This is a genomic window from Paenibacillus sp. TSA_86.1, assembly GCF_052691815.1.
Genome location: NZ_JBQZGE010000006.1, coordinates 226,635 through 243,441, shown reverse-complemented (window position 1 = coordinate 243,441; position 16,807 = coordinate 226,635). Strand labels below are relative to the sequence as shown.

13 protein-coding genes are annotated in these 16,807 nt (G+C 48.2%); 3 read left to right on the top strand and 10 right to left on the bottom strand.

Annotated features, from left to right (window positions below):
* Window positions 1-266 precede the first annotated feature (266 nt).
* Window positions 267-1,661 (top strand): NCS1 family transporter, encoded by a 1,395-nt coding sequence (locus ACUTVW_RS15155; protein WP_445646571.1) that lies wholly within the window; start codon window positions 267-269, stop codon window positions 1,659-1,661.
* Between the two features lie 78 nt (window positions 1,662-1,739).
* Window positions 1,740-3,095, top strand: a complete 1,356-nt coding sequence (locus ACUTVW_RS15150; RefSeq protein WP_445646570.1) for an allantoinase — start codon at window positions 1,740-1,742, stop codon at window positions 3,093-3,095.
* A gap of 210 nt (window positions 3,096-3,305) precedes the next feature.
* On the opposite strand, the gene argH is transcribed toward ACUTVW_RS15150, so the two are convergent.
* The 8 genes from argH to argC form a co-directional block, all read right to left on the bottom strand.
* Complete coding sequence (argH, locus tag ACUTVW_RS15145) at window positions 3,306-4,709, bottom strand: argininosuccinate lyase (RefSeq protein ID WP_445646569.1); 1,404 nt, start codon at window positions 4,707-4,709, stop codon at window positions 3,306-3,308.
* A gap of 106 nt (window positions 4,710-4,815) precedes the next feature.
* The gene (locus ACUTVW_RS15140) at window positions 4,816-6,051 is read right to left on the bottom strand and encodes an argininosuccinate synthase (protein ID WP_445646568.1); all 1,236 of its coding nucleotides are present in this window, start codon (window positions 6,049-6,051) and stop codon (window positions 4,816-4,818) included.
* Window positions 6,052-6,160: 109 nt separating this feature from the next.
* On the bottom strand, window positions 6,161-7,126 hold the full coding sequence (argF, locus tag ACUTVW_RS15135; RefSeq protein ID WP_445646567.1) for an ornithine carbamoyltransferase: 966 nt from the start codon (window positions 7,124-7,126) through the stop codon (window positions 6,161-6,163).
* A 165-nt stretch (window positions 7,127-7,291) separates the two neighbouring features.
* The gene (locus ACUTVW_RS15130; protein ID WP_445646566.1) at window positions 7,292-8,545 is read right to left on the bottom strand and encodes an aspartate aminotransferase family protein; all 1,254 of its coding nucleotides are present in this window, start codon (window positions 8,543-8,545) and stop codon (window positions 7,292-7,294) included.
* Window positions 8,503-8,643 carry a hypothetical protein gene (locus tag ACUTVW_RS15125; protein ID WP_445646565.1) on the bottom strand — a complete coding sequence of 47 codons (141 nt, stop codon included), beginning with the start codon at window positions 8,641-8,643 and terminating at the stop codon, window positions 8,503-8,505. The genes ACUTVW_RS15130 and ACUTVW_RS15125 overlap by 43 nt, the downstream gene beginning before the upstream one ends.
* Window positions 8,644-9,004: 361 nt before the next feature.
* The gene (gene argB / locus ACUTVW_RS15120) at window positions 9,005-9,787 is read right to left on the bottom strand and encodes an acetylglutamate kinase (RefSeq protein ID WP_445646613.1); all 783 of its coding nucleotides are present in this window, start codon (window positions 9,785-9,787) and stop codon (window positions 9,005-9,007) included.
* A 552-nt stretch (window positions 9,788-10,339) separates the two neighbouring features.
* Window positions 10,340-11,578: a bifunctional glutamate N-acetyltransferase/amino-acid acetyltransferase ArgJ gene (gene argJ, locus ACUTVW_RS15115; protein WP_445646564.1), complete on the bottom strand. Its 1,239-nt coding sequence runs from the start codon at window positions 11,576-11,578 to the stop codon at window positions 10,340-10,342.
* A 145-nt stretch (window positions 11,579-11,723) separates the two neighbouring features.
* Window positions 11,724-12,773 (bottom strand): N-acetyl-gamma-glutamyl-phosphate reductase, encoded by a 1,050-nt coding sequence (argC, locus tag ACUTVW_RS15110; protein WP_445646563.1) that lies wholly within the window; start codon window positions 12,771-12,773, stop codon window positions 11,724-11,726.
* Between the two features lie 333 nt (window positions 12,774-13,106).
* Between argC and cls the strand changes: the two genes are divergently transcribed.
* Complete coding sequence (gene cls, locus ACUTVW_RS15105; RefSeq protein ID WP_445646562.1) at window positions 13,107-14,555, top strand: cardiolipin synthase; 1,449 nt, start codon at window positions 13,107-13,109, stop codon at window positions 14,553-14,555.
* Between the two features lie 100 nt (window positions 14,556-14,655).
* Here cls and ACUTVW_RS15100 read toward each other — a convergent pair whose 3' ends face one another.
* Window positions 14,656-15,564: a YitT family protein gene (locus ACUTVW_RS15100; protein ID WP_445646561.1), complete on the bottom strand. Its 909-nt coding sequence runs from the start codon at window positions 15,562-15,564 to the stop codon at window positions 14,656-14,658.
* 125 nt (window positions 15,565-15,689) lie between these two features.
* Window positions 15,690-16,803, bottom strand: a protein-coding gene (gene prfB / locus ACUTVW_RS15095; protein ID WP_445646560.1) for a peptide chain release factor 2 whose coding sequence is annotated in 2 segments (ribosomal slippage) — window positions 15,690-16,730 and window positions 16,732-16,803 — 1,113 coding nt in all. Because the reading frame shifts where the segments join, the coding sequence is not laid out codon by codon here.
* Window positions 16,804-16,807 lie beyond the last annotated feature (4 nt).

The following is a 16,807-nucleotide window of genomic DNA, read 5'->3' as shown; positions in this document are numbered from 1 at the left end:
TAACATTACACATAATGTCATATTTTTTCATGCAATTTCAACAGAAATTACGATAACAATCTACGTTTTTGTCAATGAATTGTACAAACAAGATGATAAAATAAGAGTTACAAAGAACAGGTAAGGATACATAACATTATTAAGTTATTTTATCTTACATGTTTTATATCATCTGTGGTGTGCAGACAGGAATGGATGGAATGACTCGTTAATTCAGAGATCGACCAGCCTTGCGGCACCCCATATCAAAGAGGAGTGGGGCAGATATGTCAACGAATTTGGTAGGACAAGTACGGGAACAGACGCAGCTACACGAAGAAATCAGCATCGACGACTCCTTGAAACCGAAACAGGAGAGCGAGAGAACAATCGGATCAGTACCCTACATGTTCATGTGGATCGGGGATGGCGTGAACCTCGGTAACATGACACTCGGAGCAAGCCTCATTGTTGCTGGTGTTGCCACGCTCAATGTGTTTCAGACGTTTGTAGCTGCGATGATTGCCATTGGTATCATTTCCGTGATCTTTGCAATCAATGACCGTTTCGGTTATCGAACAGGCATCCCCTATGTCGTTCAACTGCGCATGTCCTTTGGCATCAAAGGATCGATCATCTCCTCATTTTTACGTGGTGTGCCCGCCATTGTCTGGTACGGCTTCCAGAGCTGGGTCGGAGCAACAGCCTTGAACGAAATTGTTAAAGTGTTAAGCGGCGGCGGCTTTGACAGTATTCCAATCTGTTTCGTCTTGTTACAAGCGGTTCAGATTGTCCTGTCCCTTTATGGATTTCATGCGATTAAGTGGGTGGAGACCCTCGCTTCCGTAGTCATTATGCTGGCACTTGTCTACGTATTCAGCTTATTACTCAATTCCCACAGCACAGCCATTAGCGAAAACTGGGTAAATGCAAAAGGTACATGGGGACTTCCATTCTTCGCTTTCATTATGGTATTCCTGGGTAATTATGCAGCTATCTTCCTCAGCGCAGGTGATTATTCCCGCGAACTTAAAAGCGGCATCAGTGACAAAAAACGCAGCATGCTGTACTTCTTCCCCATCGTTATCGCTTACGGTTTCGTGCTGACCATCGGGGCAATGATGGCGGCAGCAACAGGCATTTCCAATCCAGTCAAGGCCTTTGCTGTTATCGTGGACAACCCCTATATCACTGTATTCGTTTCCGCCTTCATCGTTATTGGCGCAGTTGCCGTTAACATGGTTGCTAACATCGTACCGCCGGCTTATGTCATCTCGCTTGTTACCAAGCTCAAATATAAAGCATCTGTCATCATCACTGGCTTACTCGCCCTCTGTTCCTTCCCTTGGGTACTCGTACAGGATTCCTCGGCACAAGGCTTGAATACGTTTATTCTAATCTATTCCGCCTTCCTTGGTCCCATTGTAGCCATCATGCTAGTTGAGTACTATATCCTGCGAAATCAGAAGGTGAACACAGCGGAGTTATATCTGGAAAATGGTTCATTTAAAGGTTATAACCCAAGCGCCTTGTTAGCCATGCTGATCGGAGCCGGAGCTGCCTTCTTGCTCGTGGATATCGGCTGGATCACCGGATTCATCACGGCTGGACTTGCCTACCTGCTGCTCAGCAAATTTGCTTTTAAAGGCTCTTCATTTAAAAAAGGTACGATCTACGAGTAAATACGAATACAAACACAGGCCTGACTCAACTATTCGAGCCATACAATTCAAATACCACCAAAGAGGAGAGGGATGGATATGGAACATTATGATCTGATCATACGCGGCGGAAGCGTAGTGCTGCCAGACGGAGTCACGAGCGTTGATATCGGTGTGAAGGATGGCAAGATTGCGGCAATTGCCGCCACACTGGAGGGCGAAACCAAACAGGAATGGAATGCCACCGGACAGCACGTGCTTCCAGGTATGATTGATGTACATGTGCATTTCAGCGAACCTGGGCGGGAGCACTGGGAAGGATTTACAACCGGATCGGCCATGATGGCTGCAGGCGGCTGTACTACCTTTTTCGATATGCCACTCAACGGAATCCCCTCCACCGTCACGGAAGAAGCACTACTGGAGAAGGCACGGATCGGCAATGAAAAATCCATCGTCGATTTTGGCCTCTGGGGTGGACTCGTACCTGGCAACGAAGATGATCTGCAATCGTTAGCTGAATCTGGCGTAATTGGCTTCAAAGCCTTTTTATCTACCACAGGTAATAAAGAATTCGAAGCAGTAGATGATATGACGTTATTGACTGGCATGAAAAAGATTGCGGCCCTCGGCAAAATTCTGGCTCTGCATTCGGAAAGCGCGGCGATAACCAACTGGCTTAAAGCGGAAAAGGAAGCTGCCGGACTTTTCAGTGCTGACGACTACCTGGAGACGCGACCGATCCTCGCAGAAGTTGAAGCGGTTGAACGCGCAATCTATTACTCCGAAATCACAGGCTGTGCCCTGCATTTTGTTCATATCAGTTCCGCAGCAGCCGTGGCTAAAATCGAGGCAGCCAAAACCCGCGGCATGAATGTCACCGTGGAAACTTGCCCGCATTATCTACTCTTTAACCATGATAGCTTGCGGGAAAAAGGTACGATCGCCAAATGCGCACCTCCACTGAGAGAAGCGGAGGAACAGCAGCGGCTGGTCTCCCTCCTGACAGAAGGACGATTCGATATGCTGTCCTCAGATCATTCGCCGTGTCCTTATGAGATGAAAGACCCGAAAGATTATAACCTCTTTCAGGCTTGGGGCGGAATCAGCGGCGGACAATTCACCCTGCTCTCGGCACTGGAACTTGCACTCACACATCGTATTCCACTTGAACACGTCGCTGCCTGGACAGCTTCCAATCCGGCAGCACGCTTTGACCTGGCAGACCGGAAGGGAAGCATTGCTATCGGGATGGATGCAGACTTTGCCATCGTAAATCTACAGGAATCATTTACCGTGACAGAAGAAAACTATTACGCGAAACATAAACAAAGCCTCTATATTGGGCACACTTTCCCGTCGAGCGTGGCAGGTACCATTGTCCGCGGACATGTCGTTGTTCAGGACGGTGAGGTGCTCACCTCTGTAACTGAAGGAAGCTGGCAAAGGCCATAATGCGGTAGGGAACAAAAAGAAGAAGCATGTCAGAGAGTACAGCTCTCGAACATGCTTCTTCTTTTTGTTCTTTTTGTTCTTTTAATTCTTTTCGTTCTTTTCGTTTATTTAGTTCTTTAGTTCTTTTTCATTCATTCCATAATCACAATCGATAAGGTCCTGTCCCATTCAGATCATCGTCAGATCTTCACTGAGTACTGCCCCTAAGTGTTAACCCCGATTCTCGATCCATTGCTCCGTCTGTCCCAGCAGCTTCTCACTACGAGCAATAGCTTCCGCCACCTGATTAGACGCTGTTCCACCGTATACGTTACGAGCGTTAACTACTGCTTCCGGCTGTAATACAGCATAGATCCGATCATCGAACAGCGGTGAAAATTGCTTGAATTCATCAATCGTCAGGTCAAGCAAATATTTGCCGTTCTGGATGCAGTACAACACTGTTTTACCAATCACTTCATGTGCTTGACGGAAAGGCAGACCCTCACCTACGAGGAAATCGGCAATGTCCGTCGCGTTGGAGAAGTCCTGATTTACAGCCTGACGCATGCGATCCTTGTTCACCGTCATTGTTGCGACCATCGGTGCAAACAATTGAAGTGCACCCTCTAACGTGGCTACCGTGTCGAACATGCCTTCTTTGTCTTCCTGCATATCCTTGTTGTAAGCTAGCGGAAGAGATTTCAGCACGGTCAGCAATCCGATCAGATTGCCGTATACACGTCCTGTTTTACCACGAACAAGCTCAGGAACATCCGGGTTCTTCTTCTGTGGCATAATGCTGCTGCCTGTGCAGAACGCATCATCCAGCTCTACAAAACCAAACTCCGTGCTGCTCCACAGCACCAGCTCTTCGCTCAGACGGGACAAGTGAGTCATGATCAGGGAAGCGGCTGCCAGAAACTCTACAATGAAGTCACGGTCACTTACCGCGTCCAGACTGTTCTCATATACACCATCAAAACCAAGCTGTTCTGCTACAAAATGACGATCAATCGGGAACGTTGTGCCAGCAAGCGCACCTGCACCAAGTGGCAGTACGTTAATGCGTTTGTAACTGTCCATCAGACGCTCAGCATCACGCTGAAACATCGACACGTAAGCCATCAAGTGATGTGCAAACAGAATCGGCTGCGCACGCTGCAGATGGGTATATCCCGGTACAATCGTATCCAGATTGTCTTTAGCTTGTCCGATCAGCGCTTCCTGCAAAGCATGCAACATGCCAACAAATCCAACGACACGCTCACGTAGATACAAGTGCATATCCGTTGCGACTTGGTCATTCCGGCTACGGCCTGTATGTAGCTTACCGCCGACAGGGCCGATCGTTTCGATCAGGTTTTTCTCAATATTCATATGGATGTCTTCGTCGGATACGGAGAATTCCACTTCTCCTGCACGGATTTTATGCAAAACGGTAATTAGACCTTCTTTGATGGTTTCCACATCTTCCGCAGGCAAAATACCGCATTTGCCCAGCATCGTTACATGGGCCAGACTGCCTTGAATGTCTTCTTCCGCTAACGCTTTGTCAAAGTTAATAGATGCGGTATATTCTTCAACCAGATGGTTGGTTTGCTTCGTAAAACGTCCTCCCCACAGCTTGCTCACAGTGAGTATCCCCTTTCGTTCATGGACAAAGCCGCCCCTGCCAGAATGTGCAAGAACGGCCTGCCTTGTCAGTAATTATGATGTAGCGTGACACACACGCCGTGAATTATTTTTTGTTTTGTTCCACACCGGAATGCACTTTCAAGCGCAGTGCGTTCAGACGGATAAAGCCTGTTGCATCGCCTTGATCATATGCCTCCGATGGATCAGCTTCCATAGTAGCAATGTCCGGATTGTACAGGCTGACAGGACTTTTCACCCCTGCGCCAATCACGTTTCCTTTGTACAGTTTCACACGAACCGTACCGGTTACGTTCTTCTGACTTTCGGTTACCAATGCTTGAAGCGCCAGACGTTCCGGTGCAAACCAGAAGCCGTTGTATACGAGTGTGCTGTAACGTGTAATCAAGCTGTCACGCAGGTTCATTACTTCACGATCCATTGTGATAGATTCCATTTTACGATGTGCAGTGAACAAGATCGTTCCACCTGGTGTTTCGTATACGCCGCGGCTCTTCATGCCGACAAAACGGTTCTCCACCATGTCTACACGGCCGATGCCGTGTTTGCCACCAAGTTCGTTCAATTGCTCCATTACTTGAAGCGGGCTAAGACGCTCGCCGTTCAGGGCAACACAGTCCCCTTGTTCAAACTCCAATTCGAGATACTCCGGCTGATCCGGTGCATCCTCAGGTGCGCTGCTCAGCAGGAACATGTCTTTGTTCTCGTCCGCACTTGGATCGAACCAAGGATCTTCGAGCACACCGCTCTCATAGCTGATATGCAGCAGGTTGCGGTCCGTCGAGTAAGGTTTCGCCGCAGACGCGGTAACCGGAATGCCATGTTTTTCAGCGTAAGCAATCATCTCGGCACGTCCCGGGAACTGATTGCGGAATTCTTCCAGACGCCAAGGTGCAATAACGTTAATGTCCGGAGTAAGCGCAGCTGCGTTCAGCTCAAAACGAACCTGGTCATTGCCTTTGCCCGTAGCGCCGTGAGCAATCGCTGTAGCACCTTCTGCACGAGCGATATCCACCATGCGTTTAGCGATCAGTGGACGAGCAATACTTGTACCCAGCAGGTATTGTCCTTCGTAGAGGGCTCCTGCCTGGAACATCGGATAGATGAAATCTTTGGCGAATTCATCACGCAGATCATCAATGTATACTTTGGAAGCGCCCGTAGCGAGTGCTTTTTCTTCGAGTCCGTCGAGTTCGTCCTTCTGACCAATATCCGCTGTAAACGCGATAATCTCTGCATCATAGGTTTCTTTCAGCCATTTCAAAATTACAGATGTGTCCAACCCGCCGGAATAGGCGAGTACGATTTTTTCCTTAGCCATGTGATATGGTCCTCCCCAAGATCAATTACGTTAATTCAAACACTTTATTATATTTTATCTATCATCGCCAAATTGGCTTGTAAAATCAACCCATTGCCTCAAATCGCGACTATTCGCTCATCAAAGCGGCCATCAGGGCCTTTTGTGCATGCAGGCGGTTCTCTGCCTGATCAAAGATCAGCGAGTTCGGGCCGTCGATGACACCCGCGCTCACTTCTTCACCGCGGTGTGCCGGCAGGCAGTGCAGGAACATGTAGTCAGGCTTGGCACCTTTCATCAATTCCTCATCCACCTGATACGCCGCAAACGCCTGCTCACGGATCTTTTGCTCTTCTTCAAAACCCATGCTCGCCCATACATCCGTGTACACGATATCGGCATCTTTCACGGCTTCCTGTGCGTTGTACGTCACAAGCACTTCGGAACCGCTCTCCTTAGCAATGGCACGAGCCTGCTCCACCACATTGCTGTCCGGTTCATATCCTTCCGGTGTTGCTACTGCAACGTGCATCCCCATTTTGGCTGCACCCAGCATCAGGGAGTGTGCCATGTTATTGCCATCGCCCACGTAAACCATTTTCAGACCTGCCAGTTTACCTTTATGCTCCAGTACCGTTTGGAAATCTGCCAGTACTTGGCATGGATGAGCCGCATCACTCAGGCCGTTAATCACCGGTACATCGGCATGTTCTGCCAGTTCAACCACATTATGGTGTCCAAACGTACGGATCATAATGCCGTCCAGGTAACGGGACAGTACTTTAGCCGTATCATGCGTCGTTTCGCCGCGTCCCAACTGAATGTCATTTTTGCTCAGGAACAGTGCGTGACCGCCTAATTGGAACATACCCACTTCAAAGGATACACGCGTACGTGTAGATGATTTTTCGAAAATAAGTCCGATCGTTTTGCCTTTCAGGGGTTGGAACGGTACACCGCTTTTTTGTTTGCCTTTGATCTCAATCGCGAGATCCAGCAAGTAACGAATCTCTTCTGCTGTATAGTCCGTGAATTCGATAAAATCCCGGCCTCTCAGGTCAATCTTCTGAACCTTGTCTGTGTGTTGTACTGCCATATCTTAGTTCCTCCTCATTTCCGGTTCCCTGCACCCGCTTGGGCAGAAATTTCATACTACTTCTGCTGCCTGATAACCACGCGGCTACAGGGATTCATTCACTTTAATCTGTGCCGGGGGCCGTTATGGCCCCGGTTCAGTATTTTATTTTTTCATCATGAGAGATTATGCCTTCGCCGCCACGTGTTCTTCAATCAATGTCGCCACCAGGGACACGGCCTCGTCGATTTCTTCTTTACTTACATACAAGTTAGGAAGCAAACGAATCACATTAGGCCCAGCCGAGACGAACAAAATGCCACGTTTCTGACCTGCCAGTACAATGTCACCGATTGGCTCTGCACACTCAATACCAACCAGCAAACCCATACCGCGCACTTCTTTCACGAACGAGTTGCCCGCCAGACGATTGCGCAAAGACGTCATCAGATAGTCACCCATCTCAGCTGCACGCTCTGGCAAGCGATCCTCCAGCATCGTCTCAATCGTTGCAATAACTACAGAGGAAGCAAGCGGGGTACCGCCAAACGTCGTTGCATGACTACCCGGTGTAAATGCATCACGCAGGAAATCTTTTCCCAACATTGCGCCAACAGGGAATCCACTGCCAATGCCCTTCGCAACGGTGAACACGTCCGGTTCAACACTATAATGCTCATGAGCGAACAGCTTGCCTGTACGCCCCATGCCTGTCTGTACTTCGTCCACGATCATGAGCAAACCGTGCTCGTCACACAGTTTACGCACATGCTTTACAAATTCCGGTTCCACCGGATACACTCCGCCCTCTGCCTGAACCATTTCCAGCATAATCGCTGCGGTCTTCGGTCCAATCGCCGCTTCGAGCGCAGGAATATCATGCAATGGCACCGTTACAAATCCAGCTGGCAGTGGCAAAAATCCTTCTTTTACCTTATCCTGCCCAGTTGCCGTCAATGTTGCCAATGTGCGTCCATGAAATGATTGAGCAAATGTAATGACTTCGTACCGCTCTGTGCCTTTCACCTTCTGGTGATAACGACGAGCCACCTTGATGGCTGCTTCGTTCGCTTCAGCGCCGCTGTTGCAGAAAAAGACCGCGTCTGCGCAGGTGTTGGCTGTCAGCAAAGCCGCTGCCTTTTCCTGCCCCGGAATCTGAAACAGGTTGGATACGTGCCATAGCTCATCGATCTGAGCTTTCAACTTCGCTCCGACTTTCTCCGGTGCATGGCCCAGGCTCGTTACAGCAAGTCCACACATGAAATCGAGATAACGGTTCCCCTGATCGTCCCACAACCAACTGCCTTTACCTTTGACCAAGCTAATCGGATATCGTGCATACGTTTGAAAAAGTGAGCTTTCCGTCTGTGCCGCTGCTCCTGTTCCTGTTGCCCCCGCTACGGCTGTGCCAGAACCTGGCTGTTCGTTGCCTTTTGCCATGACCATATCACTCCTTGTCGATTCGTACACCCGTCAGGTGAATCAAAAACATAACACCAGACCACTTTGATGACAAAATAACCTTTGATCGCTCTCATCCACGGATTTCCGATCATATTTATTGAACTAAAGGCAGTTTACACCGACCACTCCGATGACAGAATAACCTTTCAATCGCTGTTATCCCCAGATTTTTTAGATTCCCTTTTCTCAAAGGGAAAATCCGGTGATAAAGGCGAACGCTTCGCTTCTTCAGGCTTTTTCTGTCCTCTCCGTTTTTGTGTAAACAAAATAGTTCAACAATGATAAGAGTGAAAACCCATAATACATGCGAACGCTTCGCTTCTTCAGGCTTTTTCTATCCTCATCGTTATTGTGTTATGAACAATTCATAAAAACACCGTGTACAAATTCTTTTTTATATAAATAAAGGCCTAAAGTCTGAATTTCGTATTGAATCTACTGCATTCGGATAATTCGTGTACCTATTGTTTCGCCGCCAAGCACACGGCTCAGGATTTTCGGCTCGCTTCCGTCCACGATTATAACCTCGCGTACTTCGCCGTGGATACATGCAATCGCTGCGCGTACCTTCGGGATCATACCACCGTAGATTTCGCCAGTCTGGATCATATCCTCGATCTCCTGAACGGATACGGATGGCAATACTTTCTTCTCGCCGTCTACGTTTTTCATAATGCCTGGTACGTCTGTCACAACGATCATTCGGCTTACACCCAGATGGGAGGCCACCGCTCCCGCTGCGGTATCTGCATTAATGTTGTATCGCTGTCCACTCTCATCTACGCCAACAGGTGCAATAACAGGCATATAGCCCATATTTACGATGCCTTGGATGATCTCTGCTTTGACACTTGTCACGTCACCGACCCAGCCGATCTCGGCGTGGTTTGATACGGGTTTTGCCTGAATCAAACCGCCATCCACTCCCGAGACACCCAAAGCCTGACCGCCTACACGCTGGATCAGACGAACGATCTGTTTGTTAATGCTACCCGCCAGCACCATTTCTACAACGTCCAGTACAGGCTCAGTAGTTTTGCGCAAGCCGTTCACGAACTCTGTTTCGATCCCAAGCTTCGCCAGATTATCGGAGATTGCCGGGCCGCCGCCATGAACGATAACCGGGCCGTTTCCCGATGACTGCAAGTCACGCAAGTCTGCAAAAAAGGACTCTGGCAATGCAGCCAGTGTACTGCCTCCACATTTCATCACAAACATCTGTTTCTCCGTACCTGCTTCCGTTGCAGTACTGCCGTTTGGCAAGGTTGAATTCACGAGGCAAAGCTCCTTCCTAATCGAATTTTAAAGGATTAACACCTATATAAAAGATACAGATAAACGCTAGCGTTCCAGATACGGATCGTTCTTTCGATCGCCGTTGTCTCCAGGTTTTTCTGATTCCCCTTTTCCAAAGGGAAAACCCGGAGACAAATGCGAACGCTCCGCTTCTACAGAATCGATTCCGCCTCTTCCACTACATTCGTTTATTTTTACATTTAAAAGTTTAATCTCCTTAAAAACATTTTTACATCTATGATGGTACGCAGCTTTCTGGAGATCAAGCTGCAAAGTTCAAGACCTTTAACACCACTCAGAATCAATATGACTTCAATACAATCTCGAAATCTTAATCAATTCTGAAATGAATCAATATGCTGATTGTGATTAATCTAACCAACAAATTGGTGAATTCACATCACTAATCAATAAAATTCCTCAAATGAGTTGAATCATGGATTAAAACAATCCTATCCATGGTATAACATCCACTTACGTACGATACGCAGCGTTAATCCGTACATAGTCATACGTCAGGTCGCAGCCCCAAGCTACGGCGTTACCTTCACCGTGGTGCAGATCTACCACAATGCGCACCGTATCCGTCTGCAAATATGCCAGTGCCGCTTCTTCATCAAATACAACAGGACGAGACTGTGCGAGTACCGAGATGTCACCGAGACGGATATCCACCGTATCCGGATTCACTGGCTGGCCTGCACGGCCTACAGCAGCAATGATCCGGCCCCAGTTTGCGTCAGCACCAAACATGGCGGATTTCACCAGGCTTGAGCCGATCACGGTTTTGGCAATTGCTTGTGCAGACTCATCACTAACCGCACCCGTAACTTCAACTTCAACCAGCTTGGTCGCTCCTTCACCATCTCGCGCAATCGCTTTGGCAAGTACCTGGCATACGTAGGTGAACCCGGCAGCAAATGCATCCCAATCCGGGTGATCCATCGTAAGCTCTTCATTACCTGCATAACCGCTGGACATTGCTACGAGCATATCATTCGTGCTGGTATCACCATCCACCGTGATCATATTAAACGTATGGTTGGTCGCCTGGCGCAGCAGGCGCTGCAACGCTTCTGCTCCGATGACCGCGTCTGAGGTCATAAATGCCAGCATGGTGGCCATATTCGGATGAATCATACCCGAGCCCTTGGCCGCTCCCGCAATGGTTACCGTCTTGCCGCCGACTACGACGGAGACGCAAGCTTCTTTTTTCACCAAATCGGTAGTTAGAATCGCCTGTGAAAATTGCTCTGCTTCGTTCGTTTCCTTGCCCAGTTGCTCCGGAAGTGCCTTGATGCCTGAATGTACCGCGTCCATCTTGAGCAATTCACCGATGACACCTGTGGATGCCACAGCCACGTCCTCTTCAGCCACGCCCAGTTCACGAGCCGCTGCCGCGCGCATCGCATATGCATCCTCTTCACCCTGTTGCCCTGTACATGCATTGGCATTACCACTGTTTACAATGATAGCCTGCAAACGTCCATTGCTCAGGCTTTCCCGAGTGACTTTGAGCGGTGCGGCCTGAAAAACGTTGGTAGTGTACACCGCAGCAGCTGTCGCAGGAATATCACAACGAATCGCTCCGATGTCGTTGCGAGATGTTTTTTTCAATCCACAGTGCAGTCCACCGGCGGTGAACCCGCCTGGCGTTACAATTGTTCCATTTTCAACTACGGTAAAAGCCTGTTGCTCCACATTTGTTCCCATATCATATCCCCCGTATGCGTTCAGCCATATGCTGATGAACCGCCTGCTTCAACTGAAACCGCCCAACCGCTACCCATGTTGTATGACTTTCTAATGAGACACCGCTTCTACACGCTTCCCCCTGCAATGTTCACTCGTCACATCCTTATGGATATACTGGTGTCATGTTCAGCCCGAGGTTTTCCTCCCATCCCATCATCAGGTTCATATTTTGAATCGCTTGCCCGGATGCACCCTTTACCAGGTTGTCGATAACCGAAATGATCGTCAAACGCCCTGTGCGTGGGTCTGCGGCAAATCCAATATCACAATAGTTTGATCCGGATACTTCTTTCGTTGAAGGCCAGATGCCAGGTTCACGTACACGTACAAAAGGTCTGTTCTCATAATATTTACGATATAAATCTACAATCTCCCGATCACTACGCTCACCCGTCAATTTCGCATACATCGTACTCATAATTCCCCGCGTCATGGGTACAAGTTGTGTTGTAAAAGTAACGGTCACCGGGCTTCCGGTAATGTTGCCGAGAACTTGCTCGATTTCAGGGATATGCTGATGTTTATTCAATTTGTAGGCTTTAAAATTTTCGTTCATCTCTGCGTAATGGTTAGTCAGGCTGGTTCCGCGCCCTGCACCGGATACACCCGATTTTGCATCAATAATAATAGTCGAGGGATCAATCCAACCTGCCTCCACCGCAGGAATCAGGCCCAGCAGTGTCGCTGTCGGATAACAGCCGGGATTGGATATAAAATCTTTGCCTTTCACTTCATCCCCGTACACCTCAGCCATACCGTATACAGCCTTCTCCAACAAATCTGCTGACGGCGCGGGATGTTTGTACCACTGCTCATATACCGATCCGTCTTTCAAACGGAAATCACCAGACAGGTCGATCACTTTCAGTCCTGTTTCCAATAAACTCGGTACGAGCTTTGCACTTACACCAGAAGGGGTCGCGGTGAATACGAGATCTGCACGACTTGCGATCTCTGCCGGATCAACACCGTCAAGTGGCCTGCGAATCACGTCCGTCAAATGCGGGAATCCATCGGCGATGGACTCCCCGCTGCTCGATGAAGAGATTACCGATGTAATTTCAACTTGCGGATGATTTTGAAAAAAACGAATCAGCTCCACCCCGCCGTAGCCGGTGGAACCGACGATTGCCACTCTTAATTTGTTATTCACTTTCGCTCCCCCTATCCTGTTGTATGCGCTACTTGTGCCTTGCTCAAGGTTTTTGTCAAAGCTTGAGAAGACAATTCCGTCGCTTCTATGCATATTTGTGTATTATTATACGACTCTAGTTATATAAATACAACACTCTATCATCAATTTAACACGGATTTCCAACAAATCCGAACGATATCTTTTTACCTTAGGGACGAACAAGGTTTCTTCTGTTAAAATACATAATAGCAGGAAACATTACATACAGAGTCTGGTTCAGATATATACCTTGATATTTCAGGTTATATTGAACCAAGCTCCGAAGGTCATTATGAGACATGGGGGACTAAAGTGCATATCGAATCCATTTTACTTGTTGTGCTCCTGGGCCTGAATATTATTTTCGCTGCCGCAGTCGTCTTCTTTGAACGCAAGGATGCCAGTGCTTCCTGGGCTTGGCTGTTGGTGTTGAACTTTATTCCGGTTTTCGGGTTCATACTTTATCTTTTGACGGGTCAGAATCTGACTCGGTACCGTCTCTTTCAATGGAAAGAGCGCAAGAAGCTTGGCTTGGAGGAACGTATTGAGGCGCAGCTTGCCCAGCTGCAGGATAATCGAACCCCGTTCTCCAATAAGGCAACAGAAAATAGCCAAGACATGATCTACATGAACCTCAAACAAAACGGTGCACTCCTGACAGAGGATAACGCGGTTGAGATCATCACCGATGGGACAGATAAGTTCCAGCGGCTTCTGGATGACATCGAGGCAGCACAGGATCATGTGCATGTGCAATATTACATTTATCGCGGGGACAGTCTCGGCAAAAGAATTCGGGACGCCCTAATCCGCAAATCGCGCGAAGGCGTGAAGGTTCGTCTGCTCTATGACGCGCTGGGTTCGCGGCGGGTAAGAAATCGATTTTTCAGAGAATTACGTGAAGCGGGCGGACTTGTTGAAGTCTTTTTCCCCTCGAAATTCAGTCTGATCAATCTGCGAATGAACTATCGCAATCACCGTAAAATCGTTATCATCGATGGTAATCTTGGTTATGTTGGCGGATTTAACGTAGGAGATGAATATCTCGGGTTGAATTCGAAATTCGGTTACTGGCGCGACACCCATCTCCGTATTCGAGGCAATGCGGTGCATGCCCTACAGACGCGTTTCCTGCTCGACTGGAACGAAGCTTCCAAACAACATGACACGCCGTACGTTCCCGCTCACTTCCCTCATATCGAGGGATCAGGCCAAACCGCGATGCAGATTGTATCCAGCGGCCCTGACGCCGAGACCGAGCATATCAAGAACAGTTACCTGAAGATGATTAATGGCGCCAAACATTCAATTCTCATTCAAACACCCTATTTCATCCCGGATGCCAGTGTATTCGAAGCGATTCGTCTTGCTTGCCTGTCCGGCATCGATGTTCGTATTATGATTCCAAATAAGCCGGATCATGCCTTTGTATACTGGGCCACACTTTCTTATATTGGGGAGCTGTTAAAAGTAGGCGCCAAAGCGTTTATCTACGATAATGGTTTTATTCACGCCAAAACACTGATTATTGATAGTCTGGTTGCTTCCGTAGGCACAGCCAATATTGACTATCGCAGTTTCCGGTTGAACTTCGAGGTCAACGCCTTTATGTATGATGAGACGATTGCAACGGCACTTGTACAGACCTTTGAGCACGACCTGCATGTATCGCGGGAGTTGTCGCTAGAGGAATACCAAAGCCGCAGTTTCATGATTCGTGTCAAAGAAGCCATATCTCGGCTGCTGTCTCCGATCTTGTAGACTCAGGCAGGGACAAAAAAATAAAAGCAGAACCTCCCTTCCCCGTAATCTGGGTAAAAAGAGGATCTGCTTTTATTATTCTACCTTATACTTCTAATACTTAGATATGCTCGCCACGCTTAAAGCCTTCTCCAAGCACCTCGTGTGCATTACTAATGATGACAAAAGCTCCCGGATCTACAGATCGGATCAGCGTTTTTAGTCTCGGCACTTCATTTTGCCCAACCACCACCATCAGTACTGTACGCTGGTCATCGGTATATCCACCCTTCGCCTCCAGCTTGGTCAGACCACGATCCAGATCAGCCAGAATGACTTTGGTTATCGCCTCCGTCTGATTGGAAATAATGTAAGCCACCTTGGAATACCCAAGTCCCATCTCAACGGCATCAATCACTTTACCGGTCACATATAATCCGATTAATGCGTACAAGGACTGCTCCAGCGACAACACAAAGGCAGCCAAAATAATCACGGTTGCATCCATGATAACAACACACAGCGAGTAACTGAGCCCACTGTATTTCTGCACAATACGAGCTAGAATGCTCATTCCCCCGGTTGATCCTCTGCCCCGGTACACAATCCCGATACCCAGACCAACGCCAATGCCTCCATACAGGGAACCAAGCAATGGATTTGCCGTCGGGATCTCCCAATGACTCGTCAAATACACAAAGAGTGGTAGAACGATGCTGCCAAGGATGGAACGTACACCGTACTGTTTGCCAATAAGCAGAAAACCTGCAATTAATAGCGGAATATTAATGGCCCATTGGGTATACGCCGGTTCCCAACCGAGCCATTCGTCTCCGAGGATGGATAAGCCCGATACACCGCCAGAAGCGATTTGATTCGGCAATAGGAATAAATTAAAGGCTACCGCAATCAAAAACGAACCCACGATAATGAAAAGGGTATCGATGATGTTCCGCCAAGGCCCATTCAGTGGGATAAACGTGGTTAACCTCTTTTTACGCTGAGGATATGAAGGTTGCTGTTCTTGCATGTTGTCGTGCTCTCCTTTATATAACGTATCCATAATCTTCTTCACATTTCATAAAAATGTTCAAAAAAAAGCCCCTGTATACACCAGCATGCGCCTGTGCGCACGGGTCCATACAGGAACTTGAGTTAATCGGTTTCTACTTTAATTTGGCTACGCAAATAACCATCGATGAATGCATCGAGGTCGCCGTCCATAACTGCTCCTGTATTTCCAGTCTCCACACTTGTACGGTGATCCTTTACCATACTATAGGGATGGAATACATAGGAGCGAATCTGGCTACCCCACGAAATTTCCGACTGATCCCCTCGGATTTCATCCAGCTGTTGTTTTTGCTCTTCAATTTTACGCTCATACAACTTCGAACGAAGCATCGTCATCGCGCGCTCACGGTTTTTGATCTGTGAACGCTCGTTCTGACAGGTCACGACCACTCCGGTCGGAATATGTGTAATCCGCACGGCGGAGTCAGTGGTATTAATGTGTTGTCCACCCGCACCGCTCGCACGGTACGTATCAATCTTGAGATCTTCGGTGCGAATGTCGATCTCGATGGTATCGTCGATCTCTGGCACCACATCACAGGACACGAAAGACGTATGTCTACGGCCCGATGAGTCAAAAGGAGAGATTCGCACCAGACGGTGAACACCCTTCTCTGCTTTCAGGTACCCATATGCGTTGTGCCCTTTGATGGACAATGTCACACTTTTGATACCCGCTTCATCCCCTGGAAGATAATCCAGCACTTCAACCTTGAAACCACGTTTCTCCGCCCAGCGTGTATACATCCGCAGCAGCATCTGTCCCCAGTCCTGCGACTCGGTACCACCAGCACCTGGATGAAGTTCCAGAATGGCATTCATTTTGTCATACGGCTGATTCAGGAGAAGCTGCAGCTCGAACTCTTCCAGCTTGCTTACAATCGCAGAAACATTGTTGCCAATCTCGGCCGCCAGTTCTTCATCGCCTTCTTCATCGGCCAGTTCAGCCATCATCAATGCATCGTCATAATCCTGTTGCAACTTCGCGTAATGATCCACTGAGCCCTTCACTGCATTCATCTCGGCAATGACAGCTTGCGCCTTCTCATTGTCATCCCAGAAATCCGGAGCCGACATCTTCTCTTCGAAGTTCTCAATCATCTCGTTCTTGAGATCTAAGTCAAAGAGACCCCCTAAGGTTTGTTAATTTCTTGCCTATTTCACGCAGGTCCTGCTTCACGCTTGGATCAATCATGTGC

Bases quoted from the DNA above. Each gene is read 5' to 3' on its own strand.
- ACUTVW_RS15125 (WP_445646565.1), bottom strand. From the start codon at position 8,643: ATGAGAGCGATCAAAGGTTATTTTGTCATCAAAGTGGTCTGGTGTTAT.
- argF (WP_445646567.1), bottom strand. From the start codon at position 7,126: ATGGCAGTACAACACACAGACAAGGTTCAGAAGATTGACCTGAGAGGC.
- ACUTVW_RS15140 (WP_445646568.1), bottom strand. From the start codon at position 6,051: ATGGCTAAGGAAAAAATCGTACTCGCCTATTCCGGCGGGTTGGACACA.
- argB (WP_445646613.1), bottom strand. From the start codon at position 9,787: ATGTTTGTGATGAAATGTGGAGGCAGTACACTGGCTGCATTGCCAGAG.
- ACUTVW_RS15100 (WP_445646561.1), bottom strand. From the start codon at position 15,564: ATGCAAGAACAGCAACCTTCATATCCTCAGCGTAAAAAGAGGTTAACC.
- ACUTVW_RS15150 (WP_445646570.1), top strand. From the start codon at position 1,740: ATGGAACATTATGATCTGATCATACGCGGCGGAAGCGTAGTGCTGCCA.
- argJ (WP_445646564.1), bottom strand. From the start codon at position 11,578: ATGGGAACAAATGTGGAGCAACAGGCTTTTACCGTAGTTGAAAATGGA.
- ACUTVW_RS15130 (WP_445646566.1), bottom strand. From the start codon at position 8,545: ATGGCAAAAGGCAACGAACAGCCAGGTTCTGGCACAGCCGTAGCGGGG.
- ACUTVW_RS15155 (WP_445646571.1), top strand. From the start codon at position 267: ATGTCAACGAATTTGGTAGGACAAGTACGGGAACAGACGCAGCTACAC.